This window comes from Dialister invisus DSM 15470, from assembly GCF_000160055.1.
GTDB classification, from domain to species: domain Bacteria; phylum Bacillota; class Negativicutes; order Veillonellales; family Dialisteraceae; genus Dialister; species Dialister invisus.
Genome location: NZ_GG698602.1, coordinates 735,000 through 753,982, shown reverse-complemented (window position 1 = coordinate 753,982; position 18,983 = coordinate 735,000). Strand labels below are relative to the sequence as shown.

Below are 18,983 nucleotides of genomic sequence, written 5' to 3'. Positions count from 1 at the left end.
AACAGCTATCGAGAAGCAGGGCGACAGGTTATTGGAAGTACGAACAATGAGGACGAGGTTACCTTTCATGGATACATTGACGAAGCTACAGAAGATCAAAGGTTTTTACAAAAATAAAGAATTGAGTGCTAATTTATTTAGAATTCCACCGACAGAAGAAAAGCTAAGGAAAGGCAAGGCAGAAGGGGAAGAAGCAACAAAATTTCACTATTCAGTAGCAAAAGAGTTTAGAAGTGTTATCGAAAAATAGTTGGTACTATATCGGAAGATTTGCTTGTTACTGTAGTATCACTCTTGATACTGATATGATACTAAATAATTCAAAAACTATGAAAAACAGGTATAAAAACAGCTAAAAATAGAAACTAAATAAATACTGATATATAAAAAGAGAAACAAATATGTTATGGTAATTATTGAGTGGGAATAAGAGCGTTTTCCTTTGAAAGTTTTCCCGTATTTTAATAAAAGAATAGATAAACTAACACCAATGAAATGCCATTAGAGACGATAGATTGGTATGATGGAATGATAAAAGAGGCTACTGGGGAGTATAAAAGTTAATTATTAACTAGGAGGAGAAAATGGCAGTTACTAAATATGAATCATATTATAACAAATTAAAGAGTCAGTTGATGAGATAAAAGAAAATTATGATTATAAAAATTCATCAAATGCATTTATACATTGGTATCTAAAAAATCATTTATTTTTAGAAGAACAAGAGATCGGTGAAGCAATAATTGACGGTTTTGGCGATAATGGTATCGATGCAATCTTGCTAAATGAAGAAGAAAAAGAACTAACTGTAATGCAATTCAAGTTTCCGAATGATATAAATGGTATTAATTCTGAAATAAGCCAGGGAGATATATTAAAAACTTTTAATGGTTTTAATTTGTTAATTGATAAAACAACGAATCAAGAATCAAATATTCAGTTTAACCAATTTAAAGAACGAATAAATGATATGGATATTTTTAGTTTTAAGATTTATTTTGTTAGCTTTAACAAAGGCATAGATGCAATTGCTAATAAAAATTTAGTAGAAAACTTTGCTAAAAACTTTAAAAAAGATTATGGCAGTGAATTACAAATAAAAATTCATGATAAATCAATAATTTCTAATATATATGAAAAAATGAATAGGAAAAATGATTTAGAGATTACACTTTCATATAAACAGTTGGCTTCTGCATATGATATAGATTTAATGAATATAAAATCATATGTTGGATTGGTTAATGGTAAGTCACTTATATCTTCTATTGAAAATAGTATTGAAACTATTTTTGATGAAAATATAAGATTGTACGAGGGGAAAACTAGTGTTAACAATTCGATTAAGGCTACAGCATCTAATCCTAAAGAAAGTGAAATGTTCTATTTCTATAATAATGGAGTTACTATTATATGCGATAAAGTTAATAATAGTCCAAATAAATTGAGTGTTTCTTTAAAAGGGGTATCTATAGTAAATGGGTGTCAAACAGTAACATCTTTATATGATTTATACACTCAAAACAAACTTGAAAATGGAGTGGATATTTTGACAAGGATTATTGAAATATCAGATTATAATGAAAGAATGAAGATTACGGAGTATTTGAATTCTCAAAATCCAATAAAAGATAGTTATTTTATAGCAAATCACACAATAATTAGAGACTTGCAAAAATCATTAGAAAATAAAGGGTACTATCTAGAAAGGCAAATTAATGAGTTTGAATATAAAAAACATTATGGAGGAAAGGGTCTTAATAATCTTGTTCCAATAAAATTAGAAAGCGTTATACAACATTATGTAGGATATTGGCTTGATGAGTATGCTTCTACAGCTAAAAGAGGAAAAGGTCTATTGTTTGATAAAAACAAAATTGATGAAATATTGATGGACATAAATGCAGATAGGGTTATAGAAGCTAATAATATGTATAGGGAAATTAGCAAAATAATAACCAGCTATAGAAGGACTAGAAGAAATGAAAATAAGACGGAAATATCTGACTTTTTAGGTATACCTCATTCTGATTTTTTGAATAAGATTGATCAGTATTTGTTTATGAATACAGGTGATATAGTTATATTAAATACAGCAAAATTATTAAAGGATAAATATAAAAATCAAAAAATAGAATTTAATGATGAAAAGTTAATTAAGGATGCAATACTTTTAATACACAAAAATATAATTGAGACTTATCCAGATGGCGTTAGAAATATTTCTGCATTGACTAAAAACACTAAACTTTTTAAAGAAATAAAACAGTATATAGGCAATTTATAATAATTTCTTGTGCTTACAGAAAATCATATAAACAGAAATAAATAGTATAATAAGGCTAAATTTGATAACAAAACATTGATTATATGCCGTATATATAAAACGATATCAATGAACATATCGAGTGAGAATAGAGGGGATGAAATGGAGATAATAGATTGAAAGAAAACAAATTGAGTTCCATTAAAGACATAATTCTAGGTATAGTATTGATCGCAATAATAGGTTATATTATTGTTTGGTTATTAGAAGTACTCTTAGGGTATGTAGGAAATTTCATTGATAGACTTAATCAAGTTGCATCAAATATGAATGCTGTGGTTATTGTTGCATAAATAACTGGTAGTGTATCAATTTTGGGTATTGTGATTAGTTGAGTAGTATCTAAAATAATAGAGTACCGTCAGAATACAAAAAGATATTTATATGGGAAAAGGGAGGAACCATATTCAGAATTTATTGAAATGGTATATAAAATACAGAAAAATGCGAAGGAACCTCAAAAATATACTGAGAAGGAAATGTTAGATGATATATTAAGTTTTTCTAAAAAATTAACATTATGGGGCTCGAATAAGGTAATTAAAAAATGGCTTGCTTTTCGTAAAATGAGTCAAGCTGAAAATAAAAATCCAACTGATAATCTTTTTATACTTGAAGACATTATTTTTGAAATTAGAAAAGACATGGGACAAAAAAAGAGCGGATTAAAACAAGGAGATATTTTGGCGTTTTTTGTCAATGATATTAGGGAATATATTCCTAAGAATAAAAGAAATAACTAGGTGAATTTAGTTGGGGTTAGAATGGGTATAAAATGAGTTTAAATCAGGTAAATTTCCTTGTATTGGTCTTAGGACAATATGGTGGACACTAAAATTGCGACTTTTATGCCACACTCCCCGCATGCACTTCATCCGGGATCTGATAGCCAAGGCTACTATGCTTTCTCCTGTGATTGTACCATGACTCGATATATTCGAAGATACTCTGATAGGCATCTTTTGAATCCTTATACGTTTTACAATACACTTCTTCCTTTTTTAGCAAAGAATGAAATGATTCAATACAAGCATTATCGTAAGGACAACCTTTTCGACTGAATGAATGCCGTATTTTATGATTTGTAAGATATTGTTCAAATAATTCACTTGTATACTGCGTCCCTAAATCGCTTTGAATAATGATTCCTTCCGTATCAGAAACATTCATACAAGCATTACGCACAGCCTTTACTGCAAGTTCAGCAGTCATTGATGTATCATAAGCCCACCCGATAATCCTGCGACTATATAAATCCATTACTGATGCCAGATATGTCCAACCGTCTTTTTGTGTGAATATATAGGTAATATCTGTACACCATTTTTGGTTAATGCCGGTCGCTGTAAAATCCTGATTTAATATATTTTCTTTTTCATCGACATGGACATTGTTTGAGACATGACGGTATTTCTTGATGACGATAGAACGAATCCCCATAGCAGCCATTCTTCGCTGCACACGTTTTAAACTGACATGCCAGCCTCTGTCATGAAGGTCATCACAGATCTTTGGCGCTCCGTAACGGTAATTTGTATCGTAATAGATTGCCAAAATATCTGCATCTAACTTTTGATTTTCAATTTCCCGATTAGAAGGGACATGGTGAATACATTTGTAAAAGGTGCTGCGATTCATATTGAGTACCTTACACATAAGTTTGATAGGATACTTATTTTGATATGCTGTTATGAAAGTAACGATTGCGGTTATTGTTCTTTGGCGAATATGGCTGTAGCTTTTTTTAATATTTCATTTTCCAGTTCAAGTTCATGTATTTTCTTTTGGAGTTTTTGATATTCCTTCATAGAAATAGTTTGCTTCTCATTTACTTGAAGAGTAGGAGCATAGAGCTTCTTCCATTTGTAAATTGTTTGCTCGACTAAGCCATATTCATTTGCGAGCGCTTTAACTGATTTTCCGGAAAGGTGTAAGTTTACAATCTGTTTCTTAAATTCCTCAGAATACCTCTTGTTGTTATGCACCATTTGCAACACATCCTTTCCTATACAAAAGTTTAATGTGTCGCATTTTATGTGTCCACTAATTTATACTAACACCATATGAAATAAACGAAAAGTCTTTATCTTAAAGGGCTTCGGATAAAATGAGCAGTAGAAAAAGAAAAATGGGAGTGGCAATAAACAAATATGCTTCTGCTGTTATACTCCTGAATGATACTGTTTCGATACTAAGAAGCTCTAAAAGTAGGTCTAAAAGGGAGTTGTTGAATTGAGCGAGTTTACGGAGTTGCACTCATTGACCGAAGAAAAATAAGGTGATAAATTATTTAAAAAGCCTTCCATCATTTAGGTGGGAGGCTTTTATGGAAATAGTGAAGTGAATAGGTAAATTATAATATTTATAAGGAGGCGGATCGTAAATGAGTTACACAATTTCGTTGTTCTCTGTTAAAACAAAACAGAAAGAACAGCAGTCAGCACAACCCGATTTCTTTGAAAAGGAGGAGAATCTGGAAAAATTCACACCGGAGCAGCAGTCAGCATTGGAAAACCGTTTGTTGAAATATCAGTATAAACTGGTAGGGAATAACAGCGACGGGAAAAGATTTGAACATGCTGATTTTGGAGAAGCGTTACTGACAGACAGTGCATTGTATTTTTCAACTTCGAATGACTTTGATTGTATTTTTGAAGTGGGACTGACAGCATCTGAATTTACGGATACCGGTGAGTTTGCAAAATATGATGGGCAGGCAGGAGGATGGGAAGAGACATAGGACTGCTCTATGTTGAGGGGGCGGTATGTTTGTTCACCCCCTCATAAAATTTGACGATAAGCACAAAGAAAACAGGAAATAAATTACAGTATGTGGAAGGAAGTGAAAAATGGGGATAATAGCAAATTATAAATATTTAAGTGATAAAAACCTAAAGGAGCTTAGGGCTTTCTATTCAGAAGAGAATGAAACTTTTGGGGAGGCAAAAGAGTGAAATGAGGATGTAGAAATACGACTTGATTTAGATAAGATGTGGGATGCACTTCATTTCGTGCTTACAGGAGTAAGCAGCAGTAAGCCTATAAAAAACAACCCTTTTAGTGAAGCGGTTGTAGGTGTGTCATTTATTGAAGGTGTGGAAGAGTTTATATCTTATACAGAAAAGTCTAGGATTAAGGATATAGTTTTTGCTCTTGATCATTTTGATATAGAAAAAGTTATGGAAAATTTCAGTATGAAAGAATGCAAACAAGCAAATATATATCCGGACATTTGGACTTATGAAGAAGAAACGGATGAAATAAAAGAAGAACTAATGGATTACTTTCAAAATCTGAAAGACTTCTATAAGAAAATATTAGAAGTGAATGGTAATGTAATGGTTACTATTTGTTGAAAGAGTATAGATAAATCCCGGTTTATCGGGTGAATTGAATAAATCTTATAGATATATCTCTGAAAATATTACAGAGTTTTAATTCTGCTGAGCATGAAGCAGGTGACTTGTTTTTCATAGACCTGCTAAGAAAATGGGCTTTATATTAAATGACAGAGGGGGGATATGATGTTTGTAGATCGAATTGATGGCGTTGACTCCAAAGAAGTGAAAAGAGTTTTTAAAGAATTAATCACTGCCTATATGAACCCTGCGTATGGGTCTATGTCTAAAAGGGATTTCGATATATTGCTTTTTATGAAGCTGCAAGATTTAAAGATTATAGAAAAAGATCCTGATTTATATCACATTGTATCCAATTTGAAAGTGACCAGAGCAAAGGCAAGAAATTTGTTATATGAAGCGAAAATGCGTAACTCATCAGAAGAAATGCTGGATAAAGAATTAAGGGAGTTACTGTCTACCCCTATTTTCTTTAAGGAAAATGATAAAATTGCAATTGAAATTAGTAATCCATTATTATCAGATCATTTGAGGTGGAAACTTAAAAGATTGGGATATATTACGGATGGTTCCTTTTCCGCTGAATTGATTAAATTATCAGAGGAAGCTTATATCACAATATTTGAAGATATGATTCCGAATGAATCACGAAAGAAAATAACGGAAGCATTAGTTAAATGTGGTGCAAGAGAAGAATTGGGATTTAAGGGAATACTCTCTTCCATTCTTAAAAAATTAAGTGGGAGAATAGTGGGGAGAGCCGGAGACGAGTTAGTTGATGGGATTTTTAAATATTTAGATCCTTTAATCAGTGAAAAACTAAAAGAAATATCTAGTGTTTATAAGAATTTTTTTGTAGAACCACAAGAATAAGTATTAGATTATGCGACTGTTTTTATAAACGTTTTCTTCTCCAACGACTTATAAGTCAAATTATATAATGGGCAGCAGGTTTTATATGAAGAGTGGGAATAACGGTAACAAATGTGTTTCTGTAAAAAATGGTTGAAAATACAGTATTTTAGAGATTTTACAGAACAAAAACTCCTGTCATATAAATTGTTTGGAAGGTATTCCATCATCTTGCAGAGATGTTTTTGTAGAAAATAGTGATTGATAAATTTTTGGAGAAGAGAGAATGTCAAGCTGGAGCGGTATAAGAAAAAAGCTGGAAACGGAATATTTAGCCCCAAGTCTGCGGGGGCATATTCAGTATTATGCGACATCATATAGCAGAAGTCCTGATCATGAGGGACGGGCGGCAATAAGGTATGATGGAAAAGAAATTATCAAAGGATGTTATTACAATAATTGGATGAAAGCAGATTTATTTCCCAAAGATGAAAAATATGAAAAACGCATGAAAAAAGAATTTGCCTTTATAGATGATACAGCCTTACAGTTGGGCATATTTGATCAGCGTTGTTTTTATAATGCCTTTGCAGAATTTGATCAGCAAAGTATCGAAATGAGTTTGAAGAGTGAAAATTTAATCGTACGGATATTTGCTGTATTAGATAGGCGTGTTGGTAAAAGAAGGTTAGCTTTAATGAAAGAAACGATAGCAGAAGAACCGGATACATTTCAGGAATTTTATGCCATTCGTTTGAAGGCGGAGGGACTGATATAATCTGGTTTGCACAGATAATAGATAATTGAATATTATATAAAACAAGGCACATAACTTTAAGATTGCAAAACCTTTCAGCTATGTGCTTATTTTAATACATTCAGGTTTTAAATCGTTCAGAAAGCTTTCTACTTTTGCAGGGAGGATTTTGTGGATATGATGTCTTCGGAAAACCGGACTTGATCGAGCTCGTCAAATCGTGGGACGTTTATTGATATTGACGCTAATAAGATGGATACGATAAAGTGAAATAGAAAGTTGTCATTCAGAATTTCTAAAAGTTTGTAAGGGCAAGATGCTTAGTCAGAAAGTACAAAAGTATATTAAAGATCATTCTTTCTGTTATATAAATTTATAGTGCGCATGGATAATATATTGTGAAAAAGTTCACAGATGAGGATGACATAATATTTTTGTTTTGGAGGTCATATGTACAAGCTGGAAACTGAAAATTTTTCATTAGAGTTGCTGCCTGGAATTCATCAGGATAATTTTCCGTACCCCAAGGCGAATAGTCTTCAGGTTAAAGTGTCAAGTAACTTTTTCTGCGGATTCTATTATGGATATTGATGACATTGCTTTATCTGATTTCGCGGTGAATTTGAATAAGCTTTATGAGACCCTGAGCGGATCGGTAAGACTGGAAGAACCATATAGTATGCACTGTTTTTTAGAATTTACGGCTGTGACAGGCGGACATATTCGCATTAAAGGCTATATTCATAATAAAATGGGTGTTGGATATGGACATGAACTGACATTTGAAAATGAAGTAGATCAGACCTATCTTGGATGTTTTGCAAAAACACTGTTTGCCGATTACGGTAAATATGCTGAGTGATCAAATGGTATTGAGAGCAGAAGCATGAATAAACAGGAGATGGCAGAAGATAATTAATATATTTCAAAATTATGGAGCATAGGATAAAAACGTCTGACAGATTATGGAACTGTTTTACTTCATTTTGACAAGCGGGGTGGATATAATCATCTAAATTCTTTATCCGAAATGGATTGCCGGATTTCAGAGCGGTGGGAGCATGAAAGCTCATCAGTAAAATGGTAGTAGGGAAAATACAAATGAGAAGATATGCATACTTAAAAGAACCGATAAAAACAAACAAGAAAGATTACATATATAAAATCATGCTGTATCAGACGAAAAAAGATGGAGTATATCTGTTTATGTATTGCCAAAAGGATGCCGTTCAATGTTCATTTGATTATTGGTATAAAACGGTTGAAGATGTCTATGAGGATTGGAATGATCTTGTGAATGAAAAAGGCTGGATTCTTATAGATGATCCGCTGCCTTATTGCCAGCACGATGCTTTTTTACCGATAAGAGTAAAAGGGCGTGATATCGGTGAACCCCAGTGGGGAAAATTGGAAATTCTTGAAAATGGCAAATGGAAAGAATACATTCCTGATCAGTGATGTCCGTAATTATTTCAGATACGGAAATGGTTTAATTTGACAGCTCAAAACAGCTGTGATGTCATTACTTGTGAGATTCGCAGAAAATTGATTTTCACTAAATGTATGATAAAATGAGGATGAGGAATACATTTTATTATTTTATATTGCATTTTAGCAGAAAAGTGAAGGAGGTAATTTTATGAACAGGACGCTGAGAATGTGGATGATCTGGGTTATGGCAGCTGCTGCGCCTTTCTTTATTTTTCCGTCGGAGGCCGCTGTTTGGGACGGTCCCCGGTCTCATCCTGCCGCTCAAAAGGTGGAGGATGCTTATGTATATATAAAATATGTGGATATTCACGGACGCGATATTTATGCGACACAGACAATCAAGGGCGTATCCGGTGATTATGTCAATGGAAATGATTATATCCGCAATATCACAACGTATCGTTTTGTGCGGACGGAACCGGGACGAGTCCAATTTGACGCAAAACGCAGGGGAACGATTAAAATCGTTTATGAAAAGGAGCAAAAAGGCGCAAGGTAATAAAATGGATGGGAGGCCGCTCTTCGGAGCGGTTTTCTCTTGTGAAAAGGAGGGTACAGGAAATATTTCTTTTATCTGCAGCCGGCACACTGATTGATAAAAATCAATATTGACTGTCTATATAAAAACTTCTATAATGATACATAAGCATTAACAGGTCTGTGGTTGAAAGTCGATGCCAGTCGCAGGCAAAGCGATCCACGTAAGGTGTTTAAAAGAATACTGAGCATGGTGCGGCTTAGAAGTAAGTCCTGCCGAGGAAATCGAGAGGGTTAGTAGTGAGAGGCAAGTGCCGGGTAGCGAACGCTCCAGCAGGCGGGTGTGGGGTCAAAAACCAGGTCAGCTGTTTGTGCTTTCCAATTGAATGTAAAGGCGATGAGCAAAAGAAGTATTCTTACTTCATGTCTGAAGAGAGGGCGGGACGATGGGAGCCGTCTGTCATGAGTTTGAGGAAATGCATTTGTGAGCTGGAGAGGGGAAGGAATCGGATTCTTGTATCTTCTTCCGTGAATGTGCGTTAATGTATGGACGGCTTTTCAGCCGGCAGAGTGGAATTGCGGGCCACCGTCTCTGTGAGGCGGCGGTCTTTTGATTTGTATGAGTGAATGAGATTTGGAGGAATGAAGATGGAAGAAATCAAGGTGTATAATACGCTGACAGGAGAGAAAACGGTATTCCGGCCATTGGTGCCGGGGGAAGTCAAGATTTATGTCTGCGGCGTCACACCGTACAATCACCCCCATATCGGGAATGCCCGTCCGGCGGTGACCTGGGATGTGATCTGCCGCTATCTGAAGCATATCGGCTATAAAGTAGAATTTGTGCAGAATTTTACCGACGTGGACGATAAAATTATCAATAAGGCAAATGCCGAGGGGTCTGACTGGAAAACGATTTCCGACAGGTATATTGATGCTTATTTCCAAGTGATGGACGCCATGCATGTGCGGCGGGCGGATGTGTATCCCCGTGTGTCCGACCATATGCAGGATATCATTGATATGGTGCAGGGGCTGATTGATAAAGGCCATGCCTATGTATTAGGAAATGATGTTTATTATGATATTTCCACTTTTGAGCATTACGGAGCGTTATCCGGACGTAAGATTGATGACATGCTGGCAGGCGCACGTATCGAGGTCAATGAGGGAAAACGCAATCCCGGCGATTTTGCTCTCTGGAAGGGGGCCAAACCGGGTGAACCGTTCTGGGAAAGTCCCTGGGGAAAGGGACGTCCCGGCTGGCACATTGAATGCTCCGCCATGTCTGTCCATTATCTGGGAAAGACTTTTGATTTCCATGGCGGCGGCAGCGATCTGATTTTCCCGCATCATGAAAATGAAATCGCCCAGTCGGAAGGATGCACAGGGTGCAAGTTTGTCAATTACTGGCTGCATAACGGATTTATTACGATTAACTCGGAAAAGATGAGCAAGTCCTTGAATAATTTCTTCCTGGCGAAGGACGTGCTGAAAGAATATTCCGGCGATGCGCTCCGTTATTTCCTGCTGTCTGTCCAGTACAGAAATCCGCTGGATTATTCCCGTGACCGTCTGGACGAAGCGGAGAAGAATATGGAACGTTTGTCAGGGGTTATCAGACGGCTGAAAGAATTAGCGGCTAAAGAAGGTGCTGAAAAAACAGACGCATCCCGTTCTCTTGAGAAAGCGGCGGAAGAGTCGCTGAAGGCCTTCCATGAAGCGATGGATGATGATTTCAATACGGGACTTGCCACCGGCGCCATGTTTGACCTGGCGAAAGCAATCAATATTTACGGGACTGCGGTAGACGGCGGCCTCAGTGTGGATCATGAAGCGGTAGAAAAGGCGTATACCGCTTTGAAAACGATTATGGACATCTTGGGAATTCTTGAAGAGGTATGGGAAAAGACGGATTCTCCGGATGACAAATCTTATAATGATCTGATGGATATCATTCTGGCAGTCCGCCAGACGGCGAGAAAAGAAAAAATGTACAAAATTGCCGATGAAATCCGTGACAGGCTGGATGCCGCAGGTATCGTAATCGAAGATACGCCGACCGGCGCAAGGTGGAAGAGACGTGGAGTTTAAAAGGGTTCTTTTTCTGAAAAAGCAAATGGCGCAAAAACTGGGGAGAGGATCCCCTGAATTGGGTGAACAGGATATTTTTGCCATGGATGCGCTGACACTGGCGTATATCGGTGATGTATGCTGGTCATTTTTTGTCAGAAAAGCGCTGATTGATACAGGGATTTACAATGTGCAGATATTAAACAGCCTGGCATCGGAGATGGTGTCCGCCCGCCAGCAGAGCCGTATCCTTTTTGAGATAAAAGAATTACTTTCCGACAGAGAATTAAAAGTTTGCAAAAGGGCAAGGAATACCCATTCTACAGTGCCGAAAAGTGCTACCGTAGAGGAATACAGGGAGTCTACGGCATTTGAAGGGCTCCTGGGGTATCTCTATCTGTCACGGCAGAAGGAAAGGCTTGATTTCCTTATGGGACGCGGGCTTTCTTATTTGGCAAGGGAGTTTCACGATGAATAACAGAAGGGTTTCCCTTGATAAAAAGGAACGGAAATGCGATCCGCATGAGAAAAGAAGGAGCGGAGACCAATCCATACGTGGGGAAAGGGGATTTTCTTCTGGGGGCAGGAGAAAGGAAGAGGAAACCTGTTTTATCGGCGGCCGGAACAGCGTACTGGAATCTCTGCGTGCAGGACAGGTAAAAAAAGTTTTCATAAAATCGGGGAAAAAAGATGGCCGCCTTTTAGCGCTGGCGGAAGAAGCGGAACGTCTCGGTGTCGCTGCTATCGAAACGGAGGAAAGGACGCTTGACCGTTTGACGGAAGGTGTCCGGCATCAGGGAGTGGCCGCGTCTTTGAAGCCTTATGCATATGCTGATTTGGAAGAGGTGCTTTCGTCTTGTGAAAGAAAGGATCCCCTGCTTATTCTTCTTGATGGTGTGGAAGATGTGAGAAATATAGGTGCGATTGTCCGCACAGCGGAATGTGCGGGGGCGGCGGCGGTACTGCTTCCCAAGCATAGAAGTTCACCGGTGACGGCGGCCGCTATGAAGACGGCGTCAGGTGCTTTTGCTTATCTTCCGGTCTGTCAGATTGGAAATATCCGGCAGACACTGGAAAAACTGAAAGAACGGGGGTTTTGGGCAGTCGGCGCTGATATGGACGGCGGTGATCTGTATCAGGCGGATTTGAAAGGTCCTCTGGTTATCGTTATGGGAGCGGAAGGAAAAGGCATAAGTCCTCTCACCAAAAGAATGTGTGATTTCTGTGTACGCATTCCGATGAGAGGCAAAGTGTCATCTCTGAATGTATCTGTTGCCGCAGCGCTTCTCATGTATGAGGCAGTCCGGCAGAGGAATTGAGATGAAAGATTTATACTTGATTGACGGATACAATGTTATCTTTTGGCTTCCCGAAGAGTTTCCTCGGATCGATTTGGAGTCGAGCCGCAAAAAGCTGGTAGATCTTATGCAGGACTATGGAGCTCATAACGACGTGGAGGTGATTGTCGTTTTTGACGGGAATAGCCGTTCTTTAAAAGCGAAAGTGGAAACGGTTTCCCCCTTTTTCCATGTGGTGTACACACCGTCGAAAATGACGGCGGATAGTTATATTGAAATGGAATCATATAAAAGGCGAGATGAGTATCGTTCTATTTTCGTTGTGACATCGGATGGCGCGGAACAGAACCAGGTGCTGGGAAACGGCGCTTACCGTATGGCGGTTTCCGACCTGGTGCGGTCGTGGAATGAAGATAAGAAAGTGCAGACGATTTTTATGCGCCGGAATAATATGGCGAATCCACGGAGTGAGATCGGAAGGCACATTCCTTCATCCGTGCAGGATAAGCTGGAAAGGTTAAGAAGAAAGTAGTGTGACAGAGGTGCTTTATGGAAAAAGTTGACCTGAAAGCGGCTGTGTTATATACTAATTTTTGATATTATCCATATAAAATTTACTGTATCTTTCATGATGCATAGGAGGAAGTACTGTGAAATACGCTTTAATTGGAATAACGATGGTAGTGGCTTTGTTTTTGATCATCGTGGTTGTTGCCCAGGAATCCAAACAGCCCGGCATGGGAAGTGCGATTGGCGGCGGCGCGGAAGGGATGATGGGGGGAAAATCCCGCGGTAAAGATGCTGTCCTTTCAAAATTTACCGTTGTGCTCGGTATTCTATTCGCCGTGCTTTGTCTTGTGCTCGGGCGGTATATGAATACGTTTTAATGAGGATTTTGGGGCTTGCACGAGGCAAGCCTTTTTTATTGAAGGAGACAAGAAATGGGAGATAAGGAGAAATTATCATATCGTCCCGGCATGGTTCTGCAGGGGGTCTACAAATCTTACGGACCGCGTTTCGGATTCCTGATCACGGATGAGGAGCATGAAGATGTGTACATTGCTGACCGTGATCATCTGAATGCGGTCAATAATGATATCGTGGAAGTGCGTATAAAAAAAGGAGAAACGGGGCGTCACAATACGGAAGGGGAAGTCCTCCGCATCATTGAAAGAGCGGAAAATACTTTTGTCTGCACTTATGAGATGACATCCTTTGGAGGAAAAGCCATACCGATTGACGAAAAGATCGATATGGTGATTGAAATACCACGGGGAGAGGAACTGGAAGCTGTCACCGGTGCCCGAGTGATTGTGGAAGTGACCAGATGGCCCGGGGCGCGGGCAAATGCCGAGGGGAAAGTGACGGAGCTTATCGGCTATAAGGGGGATAAAGGGATTGATATCGACATCATTATCGCCCAGCACCGGCTGCCCCATGTGTTTTCCAAAGCACTCATGGCGGAAGCCGATGCCCTTTCCAAGGAAATGAAACAGGAAAAAGGAGTGGAGGATTTCCGCAGCCTTCCCATCGTGACTATTGACGGCCCTGATGCGAAAGATCTGGATGACGCTGTTTACTGTGTGAAAAAAGAAAATGGCCATTATCAACTGGGGGTTCATATTGCCGATGTAAGCCGGTATGTGAGGAAAGGAAGTTTAATTGATGATGAGGCATATCGCCGCGGGACATCCGTCTATCTGGCAGACCGTGTTATACCTATGCTGCCTTTCCAGCTCTCCAACGATTTGTGCAGTCTGAATCATGATGAAGACCGTTATGCCATGTCCTGCATTATGGATGTGGCGCCTGACGGGAAGGTAGCGGCGGAAAAGATTACGCCTTCCATGGTTCGCGTGGCGCGGCGCTGCAACTATCCGGAGATAAATCAGGCCTTTGAAACGGGAGTGGCGTCTGATGATTTGAAACCATATTTGCCCATGCTCCGGAATTTAAAAGCGTGTGCTGATATCCTCCGTAAAAACAGAGAAAACAGAGGCGCTCTGGAATTTGATTTCCCTGAATATAAAGTGATTCTTGATGAGGAAGGCACTCCGCTCCGCATTGAAAAACGGAATCGCGGCGATGCGGAAAAGATGATTGAAGATGCCATGATTGCCGCCAATGAAACGGTTGCCCGTTTCCTGGAAGCTACGGGACATACTTCTGTATATCGCATTCATGACCATCCGGACGGAAATAAGCTCCTTTCTTTAAAAAAGATGATGGCAATTTTCGGAATGGCGGAAAAACTGCCGAAAGAACCGGAGCCGAAAGATATGCAGCGCCTTATGGAAAGCATGAAAGGAAAAGAGAGCGAAGCCGTCGTACAGGTCATGACACTCCGATCTCTGCCGCAGGCCTGTTACAGTACGGAGAACAAAGGGCATTTTGGTATAGCGTCCACCTGCTATACCCATTTCACATCGCCAATCCGCCGCTATCCTGATCTCATGGTTCATCGGCTCATCCGCCAGGCTCTTCGGAACAGGCTGAATAAATCACAGCTGAAAAAGCAGACGGAATTTCTTCTCCGCGCGGTGGAGCATTGCTCCGAAACGGAACAGAATGCGGTGGAAACGGAAAGAGACACAACCGATCTGAAAATGACGGAATACATGATTCCTTTTGTTGGAGAGCCTTTTGATGCCCATATTACAGGGCTTACCCGGTTCGGCATATTTGTCGGACTGGATAACGGAGTGGAAGGACTTGTCCATATCGATTCCATGGATGATGACGAATACGTTTATCAGGAAGACACCATGACGGTTAAAGGGCTGCGCGGCGGGAAGAAATACACCATGGGGATGCCGGTGCGTGTGACCCTTGTCAAAGCGGATAAGGAAAAACGGGAGCTGGATTTCATCATGGGGGAGATCCGATCACCGCTTAATCTGGAAAAGCGTGTAAGAAAAGGATCCCGTCCCAAATCGAGCACAAAAAAGAAAGCAAAGAAAGGTAAAAGGAAAAAGAAATAATGGCAGCAGAAAAAAATGCGCCGCCTGTGTCCGCAAACCGCCAGGCCTATCATGATTATTTCATTCATGAAACCTATGAATGCGGCATCGCGCTTACCGGAACGGAAGTAAAATCCATCCGCGCCGGCAGGGTGAATTTAAGAGACAGTTTTGCCCGTGTGCAGAAAGGAGAAGTATTTCTCTGGAATGCCCATATCAGCCCGTATGAGCAGGGAAATATTTTCAACCATGACCCGCTTCGGACAAGGAAACTGCTTCTCCATAAAAAAGAAATCTTAAAAATAGAGAATACCCTGAAGACGAAGGGATATACCCTGGTGCCGCTGAAAATGTATTTCCGCCATGGGAAAATTAAAGTGGAAATAGGTCTTGCCACAGGGAAAAAGCTGTACGACAAGCGGCAGGACATGGCAGCGAAAGAGGCGAAGCGCGATTTGGCGCGGCGGATCAAAGAACAGCGGTATGATTGAGTTGAAAATTTTCAATAAAAAACGGGGATTCTTCTCTTATGGAGAATCCTCGTTTTCAGTTGATTATTTTTTTATGATGTCATTCATCCGTTTGAAAGTTCTTGTCATATCGCTGTGACCGGAAAGGTGAGTGATGGCTTTGCCGTTCATCAGAAATTTTACTTCTTTAATATCCGGAAATTCAGTGAGCGTGTTTACTGTCATAGCGGTGAAAAGTTCTTCCGTCGTGGTGCTCTTATCCATGTTTAGAAGCTCTTTTGAAAAGTCGACGGTGGCAATGCCGTCTTTTACCTTGACGGTATTGACAGATAACCCTTTCGGAAGGATCGGGTATTTTTGTTTACGATCATCGGCAATCATGGCAGCCAGTGCCGCTTTTGGCGGATCATCTTTTAGTTTCATTTTCACGGTGACCGGCACAAGGTACATAGCATCTTCCGTAGGACGGTAAATAGTGAGAGATACTTCTTTTTCCTGCTGCTCAACGGTAGAAGCCGGTTTTGATGCCGGCGGTGTGGCGGTTGTGGCCGGGGTGCAGCCTGTGATACCGAGCGAAATAAGAAATGCCGCTCCGAGCAGATATATCTTTTTCATGGCATCCTCCTTAATCAGTCTGGGCGAAATAATCTACAAGGCCGTTGAAAAGGCTCTTGGCAATACTCTTGGGTGCCCACTTGGAAGTCAGCATCTTCAGACGGTGTTCATTGGAAATATACCCCATTTCCATGAGGACGGAGGGCATCGTGGTATGGGCGGTGACATAGAAGTTGTTTGCTCTGACACCCCGATCCGGAATGGAGAGACTGTTCAGCGTCGCCTGGTGGAGCATGTGCGCCAGCAGGAGAGATTTATCACTTCCTACGTAGTAGTAGGCCGTAACGCCGTCAATCTGCGGATTGGAGATTGAATCGATGTGAATGGAAACGAAGACGTGGGCATGGGCTTCATTGGCAATATCGCAGCGTGCCTGCAATTCCGCCGTATCGGAAGCGTAAGGGCCGTAGACATCTCTATCGGTGGTACGGGTCATGACGACTTTCGCACCTGCTGAAGTCAGGAGATCGCGCAGGTTGAGGGCGATCGGAAGCGTGATGTCTTTTTCATAAATCTCTTTATTATTCAAGTGGCCGATGGCACCTACATCGGTACCGCCGTGACCGGGGTCAAGACAGATGATTTTTCCTTTCAGGGCCTGCCTGGCCTCAGCGGAAACAGGGACGTCCTTTATGGGAGGTGCCGGTGCGGCAGGTGTCGAAGAAGTGATTTCTTCTTTTGCTGCTTTTGCGGCATTTCGCTTTTCCGCTTTATCTACGGATTTATAGTAACTCTTTTTGGCACCGATAATAGGGATATCTACAACGAGACGATGAGGTTTGCCTGCTTTTGCGTCAGGGCGTAAGGCAAAGACGCGGATGTTTTCCATCTTCTGCGGTTTTGTCATGAGGACATCCAAATAGGTGTCGCCGTTTTTTTCTGAGACAGTGGCGAAATCAATAGCCCGTTCATCCATTTCATATTGATGGAGAGCGGAACCCTTGGCAGTATCTCTTAAAATCAGTTGAAAATTTTTCCCTTCTTCATCAATAGCGGCTTCTGCTTTTACTGCATGGGACAAATCCATAGCGATACGGACAAACGGCGGGTCGCCGTCGTTTCTTGCCGTCCACCGGAAATTCGTGATGGAAGCGGGTGCTGCCGAAGCCGGATGGACAGCGAGCAGGAATAAACTGACAAAAAAGATAAGTATAGAAAAAATTCTTTTCATAAGTTTCCTTTCTTTATGTGTAATGCATGAGATGATTATCCGAGGATATTTCCTATTATACCACGGGACATATATTCTTGAATGTTGGTCATAAAAATAGATGGGGCCAGGAGGCACTGATGATTGCGATGGCCTTCCAAAAATGACATGAAGTTTGTTTTGTAGTAAAATAAATTATGTATTGTCATTTTGACAAAGTGCTTACGAGGAGTTAAAGTATGTTTTTGTCTCATTGGAAAAAGAGCGCGGCAGTATTTGCCGCTTTGTTGGGAATCAGCGGCGCGGTTTTCCTTGGCGGCTGCGGCATGTGGAAATCAGGTGTGCCGAAAGAAGATGCTGTCAATATGGCGGAGGCTGCTCCCGTTAAGGTGAAAGATCCGAATTTCAAACCGGGAACAGCGATTGTACATCGTGATGCTGATGTAGAATACAGCGTGCCTGAAGGAGTTTCCATTCTCATGTACCATATGATCGGGGACATGAAAAATAATTCCGCCGTCATGACGGAGGATAATTTACGTATACAGATGCAGTACCTGAAAGACCATGGATACCATCCCATTACGATGCAGGAATTATATGATTATGTGACAAAAGGGGAAAAACTTCCATCCAAACCGGTATGTATTACTTTTGATGACGGGTATCTGGACAGCTATACTATCGTGTACCCCATGATGAAAGAATTCGGTTATCCCTGGACTTTATTTCTTATTACTGATGATGTGGGTAAATCTTACAACCGTATGACCTGGGAACAGCTGAAGGAAATGGCGGACAGCGGGGCAGTAACCATTGCGAACCATACTTTGAGCCATCCCAAGCTGCATAACCTGCCTACGAGGGCAGAGAAGGAAAACGAAATTATCGGCGCGAATAAAGCCCTCAAGTATCATTTGGGAATTGATAATCTGTGGTTTGCTTATCCGTATGGAGATTATGATGACGAAGTGATTGATATCTGCAAAAAGGCAGGAATCAAGCTGGCAGTAACTACCGATGCCGGACGTGTCCATGTGGGAAGTTACCCTTATGACCTGAAACGCGTATACATTGGGAATAATGTTTCTTTGGCGCGGTTCATGGAACGATTGACGAAAGATAACTATGCGCCTTTATAAAATCAGGAGAAAT

23 protein-coding genes are annotated in these 18,983 nt (G+C 40.2%); 19 read left to right on the top strand and 4 right to left on the bottom strand.

The genetic code is table 11. From position 1 onward, the window contains the following. Positions 1-67 precede the first annotated feature (67 nt). The 4 genes from GCWU000321_RS03675 (at position 68) to GCWU000321_RS09545 (ending at position 3,069) form a co-directional block, all read left to right on the top strand. On the top strand, positions 68-250 hold the full coding sequence (locus tag GCWU000321_RS03675; protein ID WP_007069744.1) for a hypothetical protein: 183 nt from the start codon (positions 68-70) through the stop codon (positions 248-250). Between the two features lie 528 nt (positions 251-778). Continuing rightward, complete coding sequence (locus tag GCWU000321_RS03670; protein ID WP_007069743.1) at positions 779-2,287, top strand: AIPR family protein; 1,509 nt, start codon at positions 779-781, stop codon at positions 2,285-2,287. A 155-nt stretch (positions 2,288-2,442) separates the two neighbouring features. Further along, positions 2,443-2,619: a hypothetical protein gene (locus GCWU000321_RS09550; protein WP_007069742.1), complete on the top strand. Its 177-nt coding sequence runs from the start codon at positions 2,443-2,445 to the stop codon at positions 2,617-2,619. Positions 2,620-2,805: 186 nt separating this feature from the next. Continuing rightward, positions 2,806-3,069, top strand: a complete 264-nt coding sequence (locus GCWU000321_RS09545) for a hypothetical protein (RefSeq protein WP_156777736.1) — start codon at positions 2,806-2,808, stop codon at positions 3,067-3,069. A 103-nt stretch (positions 3,070-3,172) separates the two neighbouring features. Here the strand turns inward: GCWU000321_RS09545 and GCWU000321_RS03660 are convergent, their stop codons facing one another. Further along, positions 3,173-4,018 carry an IS3 family transposase gene (locus tag GCWU000321_RS03660; RefSeq protein WP_244835139.1) on the bottom strand — a complete coding sequence of 282 codons (846 nt, stop codon included), beginning with the start codon at positions 4,016-4,018 and terminating at the stop codon, positions 3,173-3,175. A 17-nt stretch (positions 4,019-4,035) separates the two neighbouring features. Further along, positions 4,036-4,314, bottom strand: a complete 279-nt coding sequence (locus GCWU000321_RS09690) for a transposase (protein ID WP_007069739.1) — start codon at positions 4,312-4,314, stop codon at positions 4,036-4,038. 395 nt (positions 4,315-4,709) lie between these two features. Here GCWU000321_RS09690 and GCWU000321_RS03650 point away from each other — a divergent pair, with 395 nt between their 5' ends. The 14 genes from GCWU000321_RS03650 to smpB all read left to right on the top strand — a co-directional run bounded on the left by GCWU000321_RS03650 (position 4,710) and on the right by smpB (position 16,084). Next, on the top strand, positions 4,710-5,066 hold the full coding sequence (locus tag GCWU000321_RS03650) for a hypothetical protein (RefSeq protein ID WP_007069738.1): 357 nt from the start codon (positions 4,710-4,712) through the stop codon (positions 5,064-5,066). 229 nt (positions 5,067-5,295) lie between these two features. After that, entirely contained in the window at positions 5,296-5,682 is a 387-nt protein-coding gene (locus GCWU000321_RS03645) for a YfbM family protein (protein WP_277352338.1), read from the top strand. Positions 5,683-5,847: 165 nt separating this feature from the next. Then, the gene (locus GCWU000321_RS03640; protein ID WP_007069736.1) at positions 5,848-6,558 is read left to right on the top strand and encodes a hypothetical protein; all 711 of its coding nucleotides are present in this window, start codon (positions 5,848-5,850) and stop codon (positions 6,556-6,558) included. A 265-nt stretch (positions 6,559-6,823) separates the two neighbouring features. After that, on the top strand, positions 6,824-7,315 hold the full coding sequence (locus GCWU000321_RS09840; protein ID WP_007069734.1) for an SF0329 family protein: 492 nt from the start codon (positions 6,824-6,826) through the stop codon (positions 7,313-7,315). A 559-nt stretch (positions 7,316-7,874) separates the two neighbouring features. Then, positions 7,875-8,156 (top strand): WapI family immunity protein, encoded by a 282-nt coding sequence (locus GCWU000321_RS03630; protein WP_007069733.1) that lies wholly within the window; start codon positions 7,875-7,877, stop codon positions 8,154-8,156. A 239-nt stretch (positions 8,157-8,395) separates the two neighbouring features. Beyond that, complete coding sequence (locus GCWU000321_RS03625; protein WP_040381212.1) at positions 8,396-8,752, top strand: hypothetical protein; 357 nt, start codon at positions 8,396-8,398, stop codon at positions 8,750-8,752. A gap of 181 nt (positions 8,753-8,933) precedes the next feature. Beyond that, positions 8,934-9,284 carry a hypothetical protein gene (locus tag GCWU000321_RS03620; protein WP_007069731.1) on the top strand — a complete coding sequence of 117 codons (351 nt, stop codon included), beginning with the start codon at positions 8,934-8,936 and terminating at the stop codon, positions 9,282-9,284. Positions 9,285-9,910: 626 nt separating this feature from the next. Beyond that, positions 9,911-11,356: a cysteine--tRNA ligase gene (gene cysS / locus GCWU000321_RS03615; protein ID WP_040381209.1), complete on the top strand. Its 1,446-nt coding sequence runs from the start codon at positions 9,911-9,913 to the stop codon at positions 11,354-11,356. After that, positions 11,346-11,813, top strand: a complete 468-nt coding sequence (locus GCWU000321_RS03610) for a Mini-ribonuclease 3 (RefSeq protein ID WP_007069728.1) — start codon at positions 11,346-11,348, stop codon at positions 11,811-11,813. The genes cysS and GCWU000321_RS03610 overlap by 11 nt, the downstream gene beginning before the upstream one ends. Next, the gene (gene rlmB, locus GCWU000321_RS03605; protein ID WP_007069727.1) at positions 11,806-12,654 is read left to right on the top strand and encodes a 23S rRNA (guanosine(2251)-2'-O)-methyltransferase RlmB; all 849 of its coding nucleotides are present in this window, start codon (positions 11,806-11,808) and stop codon (positions 12,652-12,654) included. The genes GCWU000321_RS03610 and rlmB overlap by 8 nt, the downstream gene beginning before the upstream one ends. 1 nt (position 12,655) lies before the next feature. Continuing rightward, on the top strand, positions 12,656-13,165 hold the full coding sequence (locus GCWU000321_RS03600; protein ID WP_040381206.1) for an NYN domain-containing protein: 510 nt from the start codon (positions 12,656-12,658) through the stop codon (positions 13,163-13,165). A 118-nt stretch (positions 13,166-13,283) separates the two neighbouring features. Continuing rightward, a complete protein-coding gene (gene secG, locus GCWU000321_RS03595; protein WP_022027044.1) occupies positions 13,284-13,520 on the top strand; it encodes a preprotein translocase subunit SecG in 237 nt (78 codons plus the stop codon). A 54-nt stretch (positions 13,521-13,574) separates the two neighbouring features. Further along, a complete protein-coding gene (rnr, locus tag GCWU000321_RS03590; RefSeq protein ID WP_007069724.1) occupies positions 13,575-15,614 on the top strand; it encodes a ribonuclease R in 2,040 nt (679 codons plus the stop codon). Then, positions 15,614-16,084 (top strand): SsrA-binding protein SmpB, encoded by a 471-nt coding sequence (gene smpB / locus GCWU000321_RS03585; protein ID WP_007069723.1) that lies wholly within the window; start codon positions 15,614-15,616, stop codon positions 16,082-16,084. The genes rnr and smpB overlap by 1 nt, the downstream gene beginning before the upstream one ends. Positions 16,085-16,147: 63 nt before the next feature. On the opposite strand, the gene GCWU000321_RS03580 is transcribed toward smpB, so the two are convergent. Next, a complete protein-coding gene (locus GCWU000321_RS03580; protein WP_007069722.1) occupies positions 16,148-16,678 on the bottom strand; it encodes a GerMN domain-containing protein in 531 nt (176 codons plus the stop codon). Positions 16,679-16,688: 10 nt separating this feature from the next. Further along, a complete protein-coding gene (locus GCWU000321_RS03575; protein ID WP_007069721.1) occupies positions 16,689-17,849 on the bottom strand; it encodes an N-acetylmuramoyl-L-alanine amidase family protein in 1,161 nt (386 codons plus the stop codon). A gap of 218 nt (positions 17,850-18,067) precedes the next feature. On the opposite strand from GCWU000321_RS03575, the gene GCWU000321_RS03570 reads away from it, so the two are divergent. Then, positions 18,068-18,970, top strand: a complete 903-nt coding sequence (locus GCWU000321_RS03570) for a polysaccharide deacetylase family protein (RefSeq protein WP_007069720.1) — start codon at positions 18,068-18,070, stop codon at positions 18,968-18,970. Positions 18,971-18,983 lie beyond the last annotated feature (13 nt).